The sequence below is a fragment of the Nonomuraea glycinis genome (assembly GCF_035920485.1).
Classification (GTDB): Bacteria; Actinomycetota; Actinomycetes; order Streptosporangiales; family Streptosporangiaceae; genus Nonomuraea; species Nonomuraea glycinis.
On the sequence record NZ_CP109166.1, the window covers coordinates 2,408,732 to 2,424,477 of the forward strand.

17 protein-coding genes are annotated in these 15,746 nt (G+C 71.7%); 8 read left to right on the forward strand and 9 right to left on the reverse strand.

Annotated features, from left to right (window positions below; genetic code table 11):
• Positions 1–40: 40 nt before the first annotated feature.
• Both OHA68_RS11060 and OHA68_RS11065 read left to right on the forward strand, forming a co-directional pair.
• Complete coding sequence (locus tag OHA68_RS11060) at positions 41–745, forward strand: TetR/AcrR family transcriptional regulator (protein ID WP_327107548.1); 705 nt, start codon at positions 41–43, stop codon at positions 743–745.
• Positions 746–747: 2 nt separating this feature from the next.
• Positions 748–1,740: a VOC family protein gene (locus tag OHA68_RS11065; RefSeq protein ID WP_327107549.1), complete on the forward strand. Its 993-nt coding sequence runs from the start codon at positions 748–750 to the stop codon at positions 1,738–1,740.
• On the opposite strand, the gene OHA68_RS11070 is transcribed toward OHA68_RS11065, so the two are convergent.
• On the reverse strand, positions 1,724–2,446 hold the full coding sequence (locus OHA68_RS11070; RefSeq protein ID WP_327107550.1) for a hypothetical protein: 723 nt from the start codon (positions 2,444–2,446) through the stop codon (positions 1,724–1,726). The two genes, OHA68_RS11065 and OHA68_RS11070, sit on opposite strands and share 17 nt — an antisense overlap.
• A 22-nt stretch (positions 2,447–2,468) precedes the next feature.
• Positions 2,469–3,674: a hypothetical protein gene (locus tag OHA68_RS11075; protein ID WP_327107551.1), complete on the reverse strand. Its 1,206-nt coding sequence runs from the start codon at positions 3,672–3,674 to the stop codon at positions 2,469–2,471.
• 230 nt (positions 3,675–3,904) lie between these two features.
• Here OHA68_RS11075 and OHA68_RS11080 point away from each other — a divergent pair, with 230 nt between their 5' ends.
• Together OHA68_RS11080 and OHA68_RS11085 are read left to right on the forward strand one after the other, a co-directional pair.
• Entirely contained in the window at positions 3,905–4,489 is a 585-nt protein-coding gene (locus OHA68_RS11080; RefSeq protein ID WP_327107552.1) for a hemerythrin domain-containing protein, read from the forward strand.
• Positions 4,490–4,540: 51 nt separating this feature from the next.
• Positions 4,541–4,984 carry a DUF4383 domain-containing protein gene (locus OHA68_RS11085; RefSeq protein ID WP_327107553.1) on the forward strand — a complete coding sequence of 148 codons (444 nt, stop codon included), beginning with the start codon at positions 4,541–4,543 and terminating at the stop codon, positions 4,982–4,984.
• 280 nt (positions 4,985–5,264) lie between these two features.
• Here OHA68_RS11085 and OHA68_RS11090 read toward each other — a convergent pair whose 3' ends face one another.
• Entirely contained in the window at positions 5,265–5,480 is a 216-nt protein-coding gene (locus OHA68_RS11090) for a hypothetical protein (RefSeq protein WP_327107554.1), read from the reverse strand.
• A gap of 528 nt (positions 5,481–6,008) precedes the next feature.
• Here OHA68_RS11090 and OHA68_RS11095 point away from each other — a divergent pair.
• The gene (locus tag OHA68_RS11095) at positions 6,009–6,380 is read left to right on the forward strand and encodes a hypothetical protein (RefSeq protein WP_327107555.1); all 372 of its coding nucleotides are present in this window, start codon (positions 6,009–6,011) and stop codon (positions 6,378–6,380) included.
• Positions 6,381–6,446: 66 nt separating this feature from the next.
• Here the strand turns inward: OHA68_RS11095 and OHA68_RS11100 are convergent, their stop codons facing one another.
• The gene (locus OHA68_RS11100; protein WP_327107556.1) at positions 6,447–6,887 is read right to left on the reverse strand and encodes a hypothetical protein; all 441 of its coding nucleotides are present in this window, start codon (positions 6,885–6,887) and stop codon (positions 6,447–6,449) included.
• A gap of 304 nt (positions 6,888–7,191) precedes the next feature.
• Here OHA68_RS11100 and OHA68_RS11105 point away from each other — a divergent pair, with 304 nt between their 5' ends.
• Positions 7,192–7,875: a GAP family protein gene (locus tag OHA68_RS11105; protein WP_327107557.1), complete on the forward strand. Its 684-nt coding sequence runs from the start codon at positions 7,192–7,194 to the stop codon at positions 7,873–7,875.
• A 3-nt stretch (positions 7,876–7,878) separates the two neighbouring features.
• Here OHA68_RS11105 and OHA68_RS11110 read toward each other — a convergent pair whose 3' ends face one another.
• The 3 genes from OHA68_RS11110 to OHA68_RS11120 form a co-directional block, all read right to left on the reverse strand.
• Entirely contained in the window at positions 7,879–8,634 is a 756-nt protein-coding gene (locus OHA68_RS11110; protein ID WP_327107558.1) for an SDR family NAD(P)-dependent oxidoreductase, read from the reverse strand.
• A gap of 172 nt (positions 8,635–8,806) precedes the next feature.
• Positions 8,807–9,385: a TetR/AcrR family transcriptional regulator gene (locus tag OHA68_RS11115; protein ID WP_327107559.1), complete on the reverse strand. Its 579-nt coding sequence runs from the start codon at positions 9,383–9,385 to the stop codon at positions 8,807–8,809.
• Between the two features lie 15 nt (positions 9,386–9,400).
• A complete protein-coding gene (locus tag OHA68_RS11120) occupies positions 9,401–12,142 on the reverse strand; it encodes an ATP-binding protein (RefSeq protein WP_327109487.1) in 2,742 nt (913 codons plus the stop codon).
• 129 nt (positions 12,143–12,271) lie between these two features.
• Between OHA68_RS11120 and OHA68_RS11125 the strand changes: the two genes are divergently transcribed.
• Both OHA68_RS11125 and OHA68_RS11130 read left to right on the forward strand, forming a co-directional pair.
• Entirely contained in the window at positions 12,272–13,531 is a 1,260-nt protein-coding gene (locus tag OHA68_RS11125; RefSeq protein WP_327107560.1) for an FAD-binding oxidoreductase, read from the forward strand.
• Between the two features lie 6 nt (positions 13,532–13,537).
• Positions 13,538–14,320: an alpha/beta fold hydrolase gene (locus tag OHA68_RS11130; RefSeq protein WP_327107561.1), complete on the forward strand. Its 783-nt coding sequence runs from the start codon at positions 13,538–13,540 to the stop codon at positions 14,318–14,320.
• On the opposite strand, the gene OHA68_RS11135 is transcribed toward OHA68_RS11130, so the two are convergent.
• Complete coding sequence (locus OHA68_RS11135) at positions 14,262–14,795, reverse strand: hypothetical protein (protein WP_225277705.1); 534 nt, start codon at positions 14,793–14,795, stop codon at positions 14,262–14,264. The genes OHA68_RS11130 and OHA68_RS11135 overlap by 59 nt on opposite strands.
• 52 nt (positions 14,796–14,847) lie before the next feature.
• Positions 14,848–15,648 carry a prolipoprotein diacylglyceryl transferase gene (gene lgt / locus OHA68_RS11140; protein ID WP_327107562.1) on the reverse strand — a complete coding sequence of 267 codons (801 nt, stop codon included), beginning with the start codon at positions 15,646–15,648 and terminating at the stop codon, positions 14,848–14,850.
• Positions 15,649–15,746: the final 98 nt, after the last annotated feature.

Genomic DNA, 15,746 nt, shown 5'->3' on the forward strand with positions numbered 1-15,746 from the left:
CCAATGTGCTAATTTGGTCATCAGTCACCGGAGGTTCCACATGCTCGACGACGACCGGCTCGCCCGTGCCGACCGGATCCTTGACACCGCCAAGGACCTGCTGCTGCGCTGGGGTTACCGGCGGGTGTCCATCGACGAGATCGCCAAGCGGGCCGGGGTCGGCAAGGGCACCGTCTACCTGCACTGGCGCTCCCGCGAGCAGCTCTTCTTCGCCGTCGGCGCGCGAGAGGCCGTCGAGATGATCGACGCCGTCGTCGCGGCGATGCGCGCCGATCCCACCGAGGTCGCCCTGCACCGCTACATGCGCCGCTTCTTCGTCGAGGCGATGCGGCGGCCGGTGCTGCGGGCCATCTTCACCCGGGACGCCGAGACGCTCGGCGCCTTCCTGGCCAGCCCCGCCCGCAGGCCCCTGGAGGGCGCCAAGCTGCTGGCCTCGCACGACTACCTCGCCGTGCTCGCCGAGTACGGCCTGCTCCGCGAGGATCTCCGCCCCGAGGACCTCGACTATCCGCTGCCGACCATCGTCTTCGGCTTCTTCGGCGTCGAGCCGCTACTCCCCCCGCACCTCGATCTGGACCTGGAAGCCAAGGCCGAGCACCTGGCCGACATCCTGCGGCGCGTCTTCGGCCCCGCCGCCGAGCCGTCCGCGACCGCGTACACCGGCGCGGCGAGCCGGGCCATCACCATCTTCGGCCGGCTCGGCCGCGATTTCCGGGACGCCGCCTACACGACACCCGAGAGGTGATCATGCTTCATCACATCGGCCATCTCGTGCACGACATGAGCGAGGCGATCGAGCGCTACCGCCGCCTCGGCTTCACGCTCCCGGCTCCCGCCTATCCCGTCATGCCGACGTCCCCGGGCGCCGCTCCGGAGCCGTTCGGCGTGGCCAACACGCACGCGTACTTCCCGCGCGACTTCATCGAGCTGGTCACCGTCGCGGGCGACGGCCGGATGCCCGGCGACGCCCGCCCGATCCCGCTCAGCGTGCCCGACGACCGGCTGCCCGCCATCGTCGAGGCCGTGCGCGCCACCGCCGCCACCCTCACCGCGAGCCTCCGGCGCTTCCAGGGTGTGCACATTCTCATGATCGACGCGCCCGACCTCGACGCCGCCACCGCCCGTCTCGACGCCGGCGGGGTACGCCACGGCGGGGTCCATGCGGTGCGGCGCCCCATCGAGACGGCCGACGGCACCCGGATGGAGCCCGTCCGCTTCCTGGAGTTCGGCGCGGAAGGCCGCGTGCCCGAGGGCAGGGTCGGGCTCGCGGAGAACCCGCCGTCCCAGGCGCTGCGCACCGACCATCCCAACGGTGCGATCGGGCTGGCCGGGTGCCTGTTGTGCGTCGCCGACGCGGACCTGGCCGAGACCGAGAAACGGTACGCCGCCTACCTGGGCCGGACCGCACGACAGGACGGCCCGGCGCGCACGTTCGACCTGCCTGGAGCGGTGATCACCCTGGTCCCCGCGGCCGCCCTGACCGACCGCCTGCCGGGCGAGCGTCCCCCGGGCATTCCCGGTTTCGCCGCTTACACGGTCACCGTCCGGGACCTGCCCGCCGCCGAGCGGTCGCTGGCCGCCAACGGTGTCCCACTCGGGCGGACCTCTGCCGGTGACCCGTTCGTGCCGTCGGCCGAGGCGCTTGGCGTGGCGATCATTTTCCAGCAGGCAAACCTCGTCGACCAGGTCGGCGAGCGGCGCCGGGTGGGCGCCGGCGTGGTGCTCAACCAGGGCTACTGACCTGCCCCGTGTCCACCTCGGCGGCTCTGGCCTGGCGTGAGCCCAGGTAGGCGCCACGCCGCAGCCGCCGCAGCCACCCGGGCTGACGCAGTGCCGGGTGGCTGTTGAGCACCGGATCGAAGGCCACATCCAGCTCCGGCCGCGGCGTGCACACCCGCAGCGTCGCCACCCGCACCGCGGCTCTGTCCTTCCGTACGGCATACAGATGGAACAGCAGCGGCCCCCGGCCGAGCACGCCCGGCAGCAGCCGCGGATCCGCGGAGGTCGCCGGGTCCTCGGGCCAGGCCACGATCCAGACGGAGCCCGTACCGGTGTCATAGGGAACGAGCGAGGAGTACGGGCCGGCGGTGAAGCCGGTCCTCGGCCGGAGCAGCCAGGGCACCGCGCCGCAGGTGGACAGCAGCACGTCGAGCGGGCCCGGCAGCCGGACGGCCAGCCCGAGCACGTCGGGGAGGCCGCCCGGCAGCGAGCCGCCCTTGGACAGCCGGGCGACCACCTCGTGCTCGCCCGGCACGTCCAGCACCGGCACGCCGAGCGCCGCGCCTCCGGCGACCTCGAGCGTGCCCGCCACCATCAGGCCGCGCGGGTGCAGCGCCCGCCCGTGGCGCAGGCGCGCCACGAGCCGGGCCGGCACGCCGGCGGCGCGATCCGTCCTGGCGTGATCGGCGCGGCCCGGTCGCGGCCGGGCCGTCACGCGCTCAGCCATCACGCGCTCAGTCGTCACGCGCTCAGTGGCGGTCAAGGCGCAGGCTGCCGACGGGGTGCGGGCCCTCTGTCTCCATCCGGTACTCCTCGCCGGACTTGTCGCGGTTCTCCTGCATGACGCGCTCCGACGGGGCCTTCTCGCCGCCCATGATGTCGTTCTGCATCTTCTCGAAGCGCTCGTGGGCGTCCTGGACGTAGCCGGTGCCCAGCGTGGTGAAGTCGATCTGGGTGCTGAGCAGCTCGCGCAGGTAGGCCTTGTTCGGCTCGAAGGTGACCGGCGCGGGCAGCGCGGGCGCGCACACCTGCTCGGGGTCGCGGCCGTCGTGCCTCTTGAACAGCTCCGCCGCCAGCCGCAGGTGCTCCAGCTCCATGTTGAGGTGCAACTCCCAGATGGCCTTCACCTTGGGGTCGGACTCCGTCTCCATGAAGGAGTGGTAGAGGTAGCACTCGTTGTACTCGTGGTTGAGCAGCATCTCCCACCAGCTCTCGCCCGGGTCGACGAGCGACTCGTAGTGGGTGACGTGCTCCTCCTCGATCAGCCCGATCTCCTGGTAGAGCTGGCGGGCGATCGGCTCCATGTAGGTGGGGCCGACGTTCATGTAGAAGTTCATGGTCTGCTGCTCGGCCGACATGATGGTCAGCGCGTGCAGCTTGGAGATCGGCGCCGCGGTCGACTTGTCGTACGGCTCGCGTACGTTGTCGATGGGATTGCGGTGGTGCAGGTAGGTCGGACGGCCGGGCATCACCTCGGTGAGGTTGTCGACGATCTTCTCCGCCTTGCGGTGCTCGATCATCTCGAACAGGTTGGCATACCGGTAGAGGTGGTCGAAGTCCTCCAGCACCCCGAACTGGTAGGCCTGCATGAGATACGGGTCCGGCTCCATCCGGGCCACCCAGGCCGTCAGGTCGACCGCGACCTGCTCGTACGCGATGGTCGTCTCCAGCACCGAGGCGACGCCCGGCAGCAGCCAGTTGACCACCTTCTGCTGCTGCGCCTCGATGTAGCGGACCTGGGCCAGTTGCCGCTTGATCTCCAGGTCGGGGCAGTGCCGCGCCATGTGGTGGCTGAACATGATCGCCTCGACCTCGATGCCGTTCATCGTGATGACGCGGCAGCGGGTGTACGGGTCGGCGTGGTCCGGATCGATCGGCATGACGTTCAGCTCTTGCCAGTCGCGTAGCTGCCTGTCCAGCGGGATGCCCCGCTCCTGCAGTGGATTGAAGGTCATGTCCCTTGCTCCCCTTTGGCCTGCTCGACTGGGCTCGGCCGCCTGTTTCCCGCCCGCAGCACTCCCTCCAGAGCGACGGACGACCGCGGCGGCGCCATCCGCAAGCGGCCTACCCGAGGACATAAGCGACAATCTCCGCGCCTCGCCGTAGGGAGGCTCGGACTTGGTAAGGGCGGGCGTGGCCGGTCGCCGGGCGGGTAGGCCCCGGCCGTACTCGAGAGGAGATGGACATGACCTACCAGAAGACGGTTCCCGAGAGGATGACGGAGACCGACGTCATCGACCTGCTCCAGGCGCAGCACGGGATGATCAGGGACCTGTTCGACGAGGTCGAGCGGGCGCCCGCGGACCGCCGGGGCGAGGCCTTCACCCGCCTGGTGCGGCTGCTGGCCGTACACGAGACGGCGGAGGAGGAGATCGTCCACCCCTACGCGCGCGCCAAGATCGACGGCGGCGAAGGGATCGTCAACGACCGCCTCACCGAGGAGGACCAGGCCAAGCGGCTCCTGCAGCAGCTCGACCAGGCCGGGCCGGACGCGCCCGACTTCATGGAGAACCTGCTGGTGCTGCGCGGCGCCGTCGAGGCGCACGCCCGCGCCGAGGAACGCTACGAGTTCGCCCAGCTCCGCGCGCACACCAGCGAGGCCGAGCGCCGGGCGCTGGCGGCCGGGGTCAAGGCCGCTGAGGCCATGGCCCCCACCCACCCGCACCCCGGCACCACGTCCGCGACCAAGAACCTGCTCGTGGGCACTCCGATGGCGATGATGGACCGGGCCCGCGACGTGATCCGCAAAGCCATGGGCAAACAAGACTGACCCGATTATCAAGGGGTAGTCGGCGGTGACCCAATTCGGAAGGGAGCAGTTATGGTCACCCCACGCAGCACGGCAACCCGGTCTCCCGTACAGCTCGCCGCGCTCGTCGTCGGCGCGGTGTTCCTGCTGGTCGGCGTCCTGGGCTTCGTCCCCGGCGTCACCACGAACTTCGACGACCTGCAGTTCGCCAGCCACCATTCGGACGCGCTCCTGCTCGGCGTCTTCCAGGTCTCGATCCTGCACAACATCGTGCACCTGCTGTTCGGGGTCGCCGGCATCCTGATGGCCAGAACCGTGCCAGGGGCCCGCAACTACCTCATCGGCGGCGGGGTCATCTACCTGCTCCTGTGGCTCTACGGCATGCTGATCGACCACGACAGCGCGGCCAACTTCGTCCCGCTCAACGGCGCCGACAACTGGCTGCACCTGCTCCTGGGCATCGGCATGCTGGCCCTCGGCTTCCTCCTCACCAGAACCCGCACCACCACCCGGTAACCCCGCACCTGAGCGCGGCTGCACCCAGCAGCCGCGCTCAAGACTGTCCATGCGGCACGACTCCGCCCGGCTTCTCCGCCAAGCGGACACAAGCCCGGCAAGCTCGCGTGACCGTCGGTACGAACGGCAAGGACCAGCCAAGGGTCGGCAGCGGGGACACCCCCGCACAGGCTGATCCCCCCGTCGGCGGCCACGGCATGCTGCACCGCATCCCGTTCCGAACAGGACAGTCCAAGGCGATAGCGACTTGCGCTCTTGTCCAGCCCGGCCTGCGACGTGCTCATAGCGCCTTCTCCGTCTCTTCCTGGTTCTTCAACTGCTGCGCGAGTTGCGTGACGTCGTCGGCGTCGAGTGTTTGGCAGAGGCCGTGATAGATCTCCAGCGAGGAGAGGCGCCGCCCATTCCTGGTCGCCCACATGCGCCCCGCTGAGCTACGCCAGATGCACCATCCAGGAAAGGCCGCCTGGAGGTCTTCGAGAATCGCCGGTGTTGACATGAGATCAGCGTGCTTACTTTTACGCGACAACTACACCGCGTTATCGAGACGTCCAGGACGTTACAGCGTTACGCTGCGAAACGTCCCTGACGTCCTCAGCCTTCCGAGGTGTACGTGACCAACGTCGCTCTACGCCGCGCCATGCTTGACGCGCACGTCACCCGCCAAGACCTGGCGGATCGGTGTGGAGTGGACGTCAAGACGGTAGAACGCTGGTTGCAGGACGAGGCTCGCGTTCCGCACCTGCGGCATCGATGGTCCGCCGCGGAAGCACTAGGAGTTGAGGCAGCCGTGTTATGGCCAGACGCTATTCGCAATACGGTGAAAACAGGCCCAGACCGAGAGGTTTTGACCGTTTACCCGTTTCGTTCTGCTTGCCCGAAATCCATTTGGCGTAATCTCATCAGTGCGGCGGGCAGCGAGATCGTATTCGCCGGTTATACGAATTATTTCCTGTGGCTGGAGCACCCCAATCTGGCCAAGGTCCTCAAGCGGAAAGCTCAGCAGGGTTGCAAGATCCGGTTTCTCGTGGGCGACCCGGAGAGCGACGTCACCCGCCGCCGCGAGACGGTCGAGAACGTCCCCTTGACCGTCTCCACACGCATCAGAATCACCCTGTCGGAGATCGAGCACCTACGCGACGTCCCAGGAGTCGAAGCACGGTACGGCGACGAGCACATCGCCATGAGCGTCTTCCGGTTCGACTCGGAGATGCTGGTGACCCCGCACCTGGCCAAGCTCGTCGGACATGACTCGCCGATGCTCCACCTACGCCGGCACCAGGCTGACGGCCTCTTCGACCGGTTCGCCTACCACGCCTCGGAGTTGTGGAGCAACGGCCGGGACGTGTGGGCAGATGAGCCCAGCGGCCGGACAGAGGAAGAGGCTCCCCACGGGTGACCCACCCGGGAAGCGCTCACAAGGAGGCTGCCTTCAAGGCGTTGACCTTGCGCGGCCAGGCAGGCGTCAGCGTCGTGTGGCGGGGATCAGGCGGGACGCCAGCCAGCCCACGGCGCCCGTAGCCGCGCCGACCCCGACGCCGGTCAGCAGGCTGCTGCCGAAGGCGAAGGTGCGGAGCAGTACGGCTTCCGTTGCCGGTGAGAGGGCACCTGCCAGGTTGCCGCCGAGGGTAGGCGGGGTGTCGCCGAAGGACTCCGACCACAGCACCTGGTGGGTGAGGCCGAGCAGGATGCCGTGAACGACGCCGACCGCCAGCAGGGTCAGGAACGGGTTCGGGACGCGTTTCCACAGGACGACGGCCAGCCAGACGGCGATCGGCAGGAACACCAGCAGAGCGTTGACCGCTGGACCGACCAGCCTCAGGTCATGCGCGATCACCCTGGGCACGCCGAGCACGGCGAGGGCCAGGATGACGATCGGCGACAGGCCGAGGGCCTTGGATCTCATGGGACGAGGTTCTCCGCACGTCGGGGTCAGGATCCTGCCCGACGTTAGGTTCGAGGTCGGCGGCCTGTCGTCCGCCTTGCGTCCCGTCCGCACCATGCGCCCGTACGGCCTGGGTTGTGGCGGGTGTCAGCACCCAGGTGTACGTGGCTTCGGTTCCCACAGGCCGGCGGCGTCAGGCCGTGTCGCCCACCGCGACGACGACCGCCTCCTGACAGGCGCCCCGCGGGGTATCAGCACAAAGATGTACGGGGGCTTCGGTCCCCGGCAGGAGGCACGGGGCGTCCCCGGCCGGAAAGATCGGCTCATGACCGCCGGCCTGCTGCTCGCGCTCGCCGCCCTGGCTCTCGTCGACAGCACGAGCTTCGGGACCCTGGGCATCCCCGTCTTCCTCCTGCTGGCCTCCGGACGGGGGCAGGTGTCGCGGCTGCTGATCTACCTGGGCACCGTGGCGGGGTTCTACTTCCTCGTGGGCGTCGGGCTCATGCTGGGGTTGTCCACACTTGTGGATAACTTCGGGGAGGCGCTGCACAGCCAGGCGGCGCAGTGGGTGCAGCTCGGGGCGGGGGCCGGGCTGTTCGCGTTGAGCTACCGGTTCGATCCGAAGCGGCGCGAGAAGCCAGGCAAGCCCGAGCTGCGCTTCGAACCTCGGCTGGGCGGGCCGGGGGCGATGGTGCTGCTGGGGCTGACCGCCGGGCTGCTGGAGGTCGCCACCATGGTGCCGTATCTGGCGGCGATCGGCATGATGACGACCTTGGACCTGCCCGTCGGCCAGTGGGTGCCGCTGCTCGGGGCGTACGTGCTGGTGATGGTGCTGCCGCCGCTGGCGCTGCTCGCCCTGCGCGGCCTGGCCGGGGGGTGGCTGGAGCCGAGGCTGGAGCGGTTGCGGGCCTGGATGGTCAAGCACTCGGCGTCGACGGTCAGCTGGACGCTGGCCATCGTCGGGATCTGGCTGGCTCTGGACGCGGCCTCGCGGCTCTTCTCCACCTGAGGGTCAGGCGGTGACTCCGCCGTCGATGACCAGGTCGTGGCCGGCGACGAAGGATGACTCGGCGCCGGCCAGCCAGAGCACCGCCGCGGCGATCTCCTTCGGGTCGCCGACGCGGCCGAGCGGGATGTGCGGCGCGAGCCTGGCGTCGCGGTCGGCGGTGGTCTCACCGGGCCGGTAGGACATGGCGGTGTCGCTGGCGCCGGGGCTGAGGGCGTTGACGCGGATGCCGGCACCGGCGTACTCGCGGGCGGCGGCACGGCTGAGGGCGCTGACCCCGGCCTTGGAGGCGGCGTAGGCGGCCAGGCCCTCCAGACGGCGGTGCGCGCCGATGTTGGACGCCATGTTGACGATCGCGCCGCCGCCGTGCTCCTTCATGTACGCGATCTCGTACTTCATCGACAGGAAGACTCCCGTGAGGTTGACGTCCATGACGGCCGACCAGACGGCGGGGTCGAGGTCGGCCAGCGGGGCGAAGTCGCCGATGATGCCGGCGTTGTTGAAGGCGACGTGCAGGCCGCCGTGCCGCTGGACGGTGGTCTCGACCATGCGGGCGCTGTCCTCGGGGCTGGTCACGTCGGCGGTGACCTGGTCGGCCCGGCCTCCTTCGGCCTGGATGTCCTTGACGGCGGCGGCGAGCCGGACGGGGTCACGGCCGGCGAGGACGACGATGGCGCCCTCGGCCGCGAATGCCTGGGCCGTGACGCGGGCGATGGCTCCGGCGCCGCCGGTGATGAGGACGACCTTGTCGGTGAATCGCATGGTTGAGCATCCTTCCGTTTGAGAACGATCGATCTCGATTTTAGGTATGGGGATCTTCGGCCTAGCTCAGCGGGGTCAGATCGAGCAGGGTGAACGCCCCCGGCGGCGTGAGCCGAGCGGGACGAGCGCCCCCGGCGGCGTCAGTCGAGCAGGGTGAGCGCCCGCGGCGGCGTCAGTCGAGCAAAGTGAGCGCCTGTGCGGCGGCGTCGCGCAGGCGGGGGCCGCCGCCCGAGGTGCGGCCGAGCACGCGCATGCCCTGCAGCAGCACCAGCAGCAGCCGGGCGATCGCCCGCGGATCCTTGGCGTCGGCCAATTCGCCCCGCGCCTGGGCGCGCACCAGGGCGGAGGTCAGTGCCGTCTCCAGATGGCTCCAGCTCGACTCGACGAACCGGGCCGCCGCCGGATCGTGCGGCGCCAGCTCCACCGCCGCGTTCACCACCATGCAGCCGCGCCGGTCCTCGCCCGCGGACTGCTCGGCGTAGGACCGCACCAGCGCGCGCAGCGCCGGCAGCACCGGGCCCGGCTGCGACAGGGCCGTCATGATGCCGGGGTCCGCCGTCTCCAGGTAGCGCTCCAGCGCCTTCAGGTAGAGCTCGTGCTTGCCGCCGAACGTGGCGTAGATGCTGGCCCTGGCGACGCCCAGCCGCGCCACCAGGTCCGCCATCGAGGTCGCTTCGTAGCCGCGCTCCCAGAACAGCTCCAGGGCCCGCTGGAGCGCGGCCTCCGGATCGAACTCCTTGGTCCTCGCCATGCCGCGACGCTAACGCTATCGAGACCGTTCGGTCAAATAAGCGGCCAGTTCAGCCCGGCCCTCGTCGGCGCGCTCGGGCAGCAGGACGAGGGTGCAGGCACGCTCGAACCGGGCGCCGATGCGTTCCCAGCCGTCGACGGCGGCCTCCAGGGCGGCGGTGTCGCCGTACAGCCTGCCGGTGGCCCGGGACAGGCAGGCGGCGGCCCAGTCGTTCTCCCGCCCGGCCTCGGCCGCCGCGGCCAGGCGCTGCCCGGCGTCGGGGAGCCCGGCGACGACGGCCAGCTCGGCGCAGGCCGCAGTGGCGTACCTGTCGAACTGACCGGGCGTGAACCCGGCCGCGGCCCACTCCACCAGCTCGGCCACGTCCCTGACGGACCTGCCGGTGTGGACGGCGACGCGGGCGTCCACGAACGCGACCAGACAGGCCTGCGGCGACGACACGGTGAGCTGCCCGACCGTCAGCGCCCGCGTACGCCAGGACCGGTACGCCTCCTCCTCGCCGAGCAGGCCGTGGGCGAGCGCCACCGAGCACAGCGCGTGGGTCATCCACCTGCCCGGCGGGCTGTCCGTGCGCGCCTGGCCGTCCCACATCTCGGCGGCCCTGGCCAGCGCCTCCTCGAAGTCACCCGCGAGCACCAGCGGCGGGACGATCTTGCTGGCGGCGAGCGCGGGACGGCTGCCGGTGACGTCGTCGCGCAGCGCCCTGCCCGCGATGTCCAGGGCCTGCCGCAGGTCGCCGGCGGCGATGGCGTGGACCGTGGCCGCGTGCAGGGAGTCGACGATCTCGATGCCCGAGCGCGGGTCAGCGCGGTCCATCGCGTCGAGCAGGGGGAGGCGCTGCCTGGACCACCGGAACGCCTCCCGTGGGTGCCCCCGGCGGGCCGCCGCGGAGGCCACCGTGTCCAGGGCGGAGCTGACGAGCACGGGGTCGCCGGTCTCGCGCGCCGCCGCCAGGGCGTGCTCGGCCAGGACCGGCCCGCCGGCGAAGGCGTCCGCGCCGCTCCAGGCGACGGCCGCCGCCACATGAGCGGCCACGTACGGGTCGTCCGGATCGCCGGCCGCCGCCGCCTCCGCCGCCAGGGTGTCCAGGCGTTCCTTCGGCACGCCGATGCCCACGCCGAAGCCCGAGTGACGCTTGGCGATCACCGCGGCGCGGGCGAGCGCGATCGCCCGCGCGCCACCGTCCCCGGCCGCCCCTGCCTGCTCGGCCGCGGCCAGCTGCAGGTCGACCGCCTGCCCGGCATCGGCGTACGCGAGCGCGCACTCAGCGGCGTCAGCCAGGTCACGAGCCGCCTCCCCCGGCCCCGGCGCCAGCCTGGCCGCCTGCCGGTAGTGCGCCAGCGCCTCGCTCAGGAACCTGCGCCCATAGGTGAGAGCCGCCAGCGCCCGAGCCAGCCGATGCGCGGCCACATCCCGGTCCGCCCCTGCGGATCCTGGTGCGGCCGTCAGTGCGGCGCGCAGGTCGTCGGCCACCGCGTCGAAGGCGTCGCGCCAGCCGTCGTCCGGGCTCTTCGAGGTCGCGCGGCGGGTCAGGGCTTCGGCCGTCGTCGCGGCCCAGCGCAGGTGGCGCTCCTGGAGGGCGGGGCGCTCGCCGCTGTCGTCGAGGTGTTCGGCGGCGAACGCGCGGACCGTCTCCAGCAGCCGCCACCGGCCGGCGTCACGCTGGTGCGCGACCAGGCTCTTGCCCGTCAGCCTGCCCAGGACGTCGGCCACCTCGGCGCGACCACCGGCCACCACGGCGGTGACCGCGTCCAGGTCGAAGCCGCCGGTGAAGACCGCCAGGCGGTGGAACAGCGTACGTTCGTCCTCTTCCAGCAGGTCGTGGCTCCAGCCGAGCACGGCGCGCAGCGAGCGGTGCCGCTGGTCGCCTCCGCGTCCGCCGGCCAGCAGCCGCAGGTTGTCGTCGAGCGCCGCGAGGAGCCCGCCGGGCCCGAGCGCGGCGCTGCGGGCGGCGGCGAGCTCGATCGCCAGAGGGAGCCCGTCCAGCCGGGCGCAGATCTCCGCCACCTCCCCCGCGTCGACGGCGAAGGCGGGGTCGGCGGCGGTCGCGCGGTCGCGGAAGAGCCGTACGGCGTCGGAGGACAGCGGCAGCGGCGCCACGGGCACCACCCGCTCGCCCGGCACGCCCAGCCGCTCCCGGCTGGTCACCAGGGCACGGGTGCCGGGGCAGCGCGACAGCAGCCGGTCCACGAAGGCGGCCACCGCGTCGAGCAGGTGCTCGCAGTTGTCCAGGACCAGCAGCGCCCGGTCCCGGCCGAGCCGGTCGGCGATCGCGTCCTCCAGCGGCTGCTGCGGCCGCTCGGACACGCCGAGCGCCGCCGCCACCGCCTCCGCGACGAACGCGTCACGCACCGGCACCAGGTCGACGAACGCCCCGCCGTACGAGAAAGAACCCGCCGACGCCACCGCCAGGCGGGTCTTCCCGACGCCGCCCGGCCCCACCAACGTCACCAGCCGGGCCGACTCGAACGCGGCCACGATCGCCGCCAGCTCCGCGTCCCTGCCCACGAACGTGGTACGGGCCGTGGGCAGGCCCGCCACCTCCCCGGACGGCGCCCCCACCTCCTCCTCGGCGAGGGCCGCCAGCTCCCGCCGGTCGGCGACGCCGTGCTTGCGCAGCAGCGACGAGACATGGCTCTCGACCGTGCGGATCGAGATGTGCAACCTGCTCGCGATCTGCGCGTTCGTCAGCCGGGCGCCGAGTGCTTCGAGCACCTCCGCCTCACGCCGCGACACCCCACCCGCGCCTGACACCATCACACGCCACATCATCGCCCACCCACGGACGTACGTGGTTTTTCCGTGGTGAATCCGTAGTGAGCACGGATGCCCGTGATGTCCCTCCCCACGGAAGCTGATCTCAGCCGAGAACAAGGGGACTACACCATGAGCCAGCTGGTCGTGAACAGGATCGACGCGTTCCGTGGAGCCGTATATCTGCCGGGCGACGAAGGGTACGAAGAGAGACGCAAGTCGCTCAACCCGGCGGTCGACGCGCGGCCCGTCATGGTGGCCGAGGCGGCCGGGCGCGACGACGTACGGGCCGCCGTGGTCGCCGCCGCCGCGCGGGACCTGCCGCTCGCCGTGCAGGCGACCGGCCACGGCACGCACGTGCCGTCCGACGGCGGCATCCTGCTCAGGACGTCGCTGCTGGACACGGTCGAGATCGACCCGGCCAGGCGGGTGGCCCGGGTGGGGCCGGGCGCCCGGTGGGGCCAGGTGCTGGCCGCCGCCGCGCCCTACGGCCTGGCGCCGCTGTCGGGCTCCTCGCCGCACGTCGGCGTCACCGGTTACACGCTGGGCGGCGGGGTGGGGTGGCTGTCGCGCCGGTACGGGTTCGCCGCCGACAGTGTGCTGAGCGCCGAGGTGGTCACCGCCGGCGGCCAGGTCGTGGCGGCCGATCCGGAGGTCCACGGCGACCTGTTCTGGGCCCTGCGGGGCGGCGGCGGGAACTTCGGCGTCGTCACGTCGCTGGAGTTCAAGCTGTACCCGGTGGCACAGGTCCACGCCGGCATCGCCTACTTCCCGTACGAGGTGGCGGGCGAGACGCTGGCCCGCTACCGCGACTGGGCCGCGACCGCGCCGGACGAGGTCAGCACCGCCGTGATGCTGACCGGCCTGCCCGACGGCCGGCGGGCACTCGGCATCAAGGCGATGTACGCCGGGCCGCCGGAGCGCGGCAGGCAGGTGCTGCGGCCGCTGTGGGAGACGGCGGGTCCGGCGCTGGTGGACGAGATGCGCACGATCCGGTACGCCGACGCGGCGATGGGCGGCACCCCCGCCCGCTACCTCGACTTCTTCGACACGCTGCCGGACGAGGTGATCGGCACACTGGTGGCGACGGGTGCGCACGCGACCGTGGAGATCAGGCACTGGGGCGGCGCGATGGCCGCCCCCGGGCCGGACGCCGGCCCCGTGGGGCACCGCGACGCGCCCTTCTCCGTCATCGTCGACCAGCACTCGCCCGGTCTGGCCGAGGCGCTCGGCCGGCACGGCACCGGCGGCACGTTCCTCAACTTCCTGGCGGACCGCACCAGGGTGCGCGACGCCTACACACCCGGCGACCACACGCGACTGGCCGCCGTGAAGAAGGCGTACGATCCCGGCAACGTGTTCCGGCTCAACCACAACATCGCGCCCCGGTGACCTGCGATGGCCATGGTCAGATCGTGCGACGGGACCTCGATCGCGTTCCATCGGTACGGCACGGGGCCGGCGATCGTGCTGGTGGGCGGCGGTCCAGGAGTGGCCGGACGGCTCGCGGACCTGCTGGCCGGCTTCACCGTCTTTCACCTCGACCGCAGGGGCACGGGTGACAGCGGCGACACCGCGCCCTACGCGCTGGCCCGTGAGGTGGAGGACCTGGAGGCCGTCATCGCCGCGGCGGGTGGCCCGGTATCCCTGGCCGGACTCGGCTCCGGCGCCGTCCTGGCCCTCGAAGCGGCCCGCACCCTCCCTGGCATCACCCGGCTGGCGCTCTGCGGCCCGACGTCGCGAGCACGTCCGCACACACCCCTGACCCACCCGGCCACGCCGGACCTCCCCGTCACGCATGTCCCGGCCGCTCCTGGCCTGCCGGGCCCGGCGTGCACGGCCGGCACCGACCCGGTCGGCATGGGGTTCGCGGCCGGCACCGACCCGGTCGGGATGGGGTTCGCGACCGCCCGGTGGTCGTGCGTCTCGATACCGACGTTGGTCCTGGATGAGCCCCCAACCTGTGACGAGCCCCCGACCTGTGATGAGCCCCCGGCCGGTTCCGCCGCCGACGGCTCGGCCTTCGACGGCGAGCACCTGGCGAGGCTGTTGCCGGACGGCCGCCACCGGTCCGTGTCCTCTCTGGCACCCGCCACCCTCGCCCTCCACCTGGCCGAGTTCTTCACGACGAGTACGCCGCCACCATGCCGACGAGCATCCCGGTGGCTCCCAGTGCGGTGATCGCGGAGCCGGCGACCACCGCCGCCCTGCGGCCGCGCCGTACTCCCAGCCAGTACATGATCACGTACGGCAGGAAGCCGAGTCCGCCCAGCCCCACCGCGGGCAGCGTGGCGGCTGCCAGCACGCCCCGCACCCCGTCGGGCAGGGCGCGGTCGCCGTCGGGAGTGAGGCGGGCGTGGGTCACGTCGCCCGCCCGCGAGTCCGGGGATGCCTTCACCAGGACGGGAGGGGCGCCGGAGTCCGGGACGAACCGGCCGCGGCAGTCGTACCTGCCCTCGCCCAGCGCCGCGCAGGAGACCACGGTGAGCGTCCCGGGCGTGCCGGTCCTGCCCAGGGCGAGCTCGAAGTCCGGCACCGACAGCGCCACCGGCGCCAGGCACACCACCAGCCAGAGCAGGACGACGATGATCCTGCCGACCGGCCCGGGTCCGGGGTTTCCCCGGCCGGCGGGCACCACCATCTCGAAGTCGTTCATCGGGCAAGGATGCCGAGCGCCACCTGGCGGTTGGCTTGCAGGTGACTTGGCCTCAGCGAGGAGGACCGTCGGCCCTGCGTGTGGCGGTCAGATAGACGAGCGCGGCGGCGAGGACGAGCAGGGCGGTCCAGTCGTTGAGGCGCAGGCCGAGGATGTGGGGGGCGGGGTCGATGCGGAGCCATTCGATCCACACCCGGCCCGTGGCGTAGGCCGCGGCGTACACCGCGAACGTCCGGCCGCGGTCGAGCCGGAACCGTTTCTCGGCCCAGATGACGAACCCGGCCACCCCCAGGTTCCACAGCGACTCGTACAGGAACGTCGGGTGGTAGGTGGCCGTGGCCGCGAGGCCCGGCGGCCGGTGGGCGGGGTCGATCTCCAGCGCCCAGGGCAGCGTGGTCGGCCGGCCGTACAACTCCTGGTTGAACCAGTTGCCCCAGCGGGCGATCGCCTGCCCGAACGCGATCCCGGGGGCGACAGCGTCGGCGAAGGCGCGCAGGTCGATGCCGCTGCGGCGGCAGGCCAGCCAGGCGCCCACCGCGCCGCCCGCGAGCGCGCCGAAGATGCTGATCCCGCCCTCCCAGATCGCGAAGGCGCGCAGCGGCTCCATGCCGGGGCCGAAGTACTGCTGCCAGTCGGTGGCCACGTGGTAGATCCGGGCGCCGACCAGGCCGAACGGCACGACCCAGGTGGCGATGTCCCCCACGGCGCCGGGCTCGCCGCCGCGGGCGACCCAGCGGCGGTGGGTCACCCAGGCGCCGACGAGGACGGCGAGCACCATCAGCAGGGCATAGGCGCGGATCGGGATCGGGCCGAGGTGCCAGACGGCTTGGGACGGGCTGGGGATGGCGGTCACGCCGTCGAGTCTGGTTCCGGTACGGCCACGCCCGCATCGAGCGGTCCGCCGATCTCACGATCAGTCGACTGGTTGATGCCGAGCCGACGGGTGGCTGA

Coding starts and splice junctions, on each gene's coding strand:
- OHA68_RS11060 (WP_327107548.1), top strand. CDS start 41: ATGCTCGACGACGACCGGCTCGCCCGTGCCGACCGGATCCTTGACACC.
- OHA68_RS11065 (WP_327107549.1), top strand. CDS start 748: ATGCTTCATCACATCGGCCATCTCGTGCACGACATGAGCGAGGCGATC.
- OHA68_RS11070 (WP_327107550.1), bottom strand. CDS start 2,446: ATGGCTGAGCGCGTGACGGCCCGGCCGCGACCGGGCCGCGCCGATCAC.
- OHA68_RS11075 (WP_327107551.1), bottom strand. CDS start 3,674: ATGACCTTCAATCCACTGCAGGAGCGGGGCATCCCGCTGGACAGGCAG.
- OHA68_RS11080 (WP_327107552.1), top strand. CDS start 3,905: ATGACCTACCAGAAGACGGTTCCCGAGAGGATGACGGAGACCGACGTC.
- OHA68_RS11085 (WP_327107553.1), top strand. CDS start 4,541: ATGGTCACCCCACGCAGCACGGCAACCCGGTCTCCCGTACAGCTCGCC.
- OHA68_RS11090 (WP_327107554.1), bottom strand. CDS start 5,480: ATGTCAACACCGGCGATTCTCGAAGACCTCCAGGCGGCCTTTCCTGGA.
- OHA68_RS11100 (WP_327107556.1), bottom strand. CDS start 6,887: ATGAGATCCAAGGCCCTCGGCCTGTCGCCGATCGTCATCCTGGCCCTC.
- OHA68_RS11105 (WP_327107557.1), top strand. CDS start 7,192: ATGACCGCCGGCCTGCTGCTCGCGCTCGCCGCCCTGGCTCTCGTCGAC.
- OHA68_RS11110 (WP_327107558.1), bottom strand. CDS start 8,634: ATGCGATTCACCGACAAGGTCGTCCTCATCACCGGCGGCGCCGGAGCC.
- OHA68_RS11115 (WP_327107559.1), bottom strand. CDS start 9,385: ATGGCGAGGACCAAGGAGTTCGATCCGGAGGCCGCGCTCCAGCGGGCC.
- OHA68_RS11120 (WP_327109487.1), bottom strand. CDS start 12,142: ATGGTGTCAGGCGCGGGTGGGGTGTCGCGGCGTGAGGCGGAGGTGCTC.
- OHA68_RS11125 (WP_327107560.1), top strand. CDS start 12,272: ATGAGCCAGCTGGTCGTGAACAGGATCGACGCGTTCCGTGGAGCCGTA.
- OHA68_RS11130 (WP_327107561.1), top strand. CDS start 13,538: ATGGCCATGGTCAGATCGTGCGACGGGACCTCGATCGCGTTCCATCGG.
- OHA68_RS11135 (WP_225277705.1), bottom strand. CDS start 14,795: ATGAACGACTTCGAGATGGTGGTGCCCGCCGGCCGGGGAAACCCCGGA.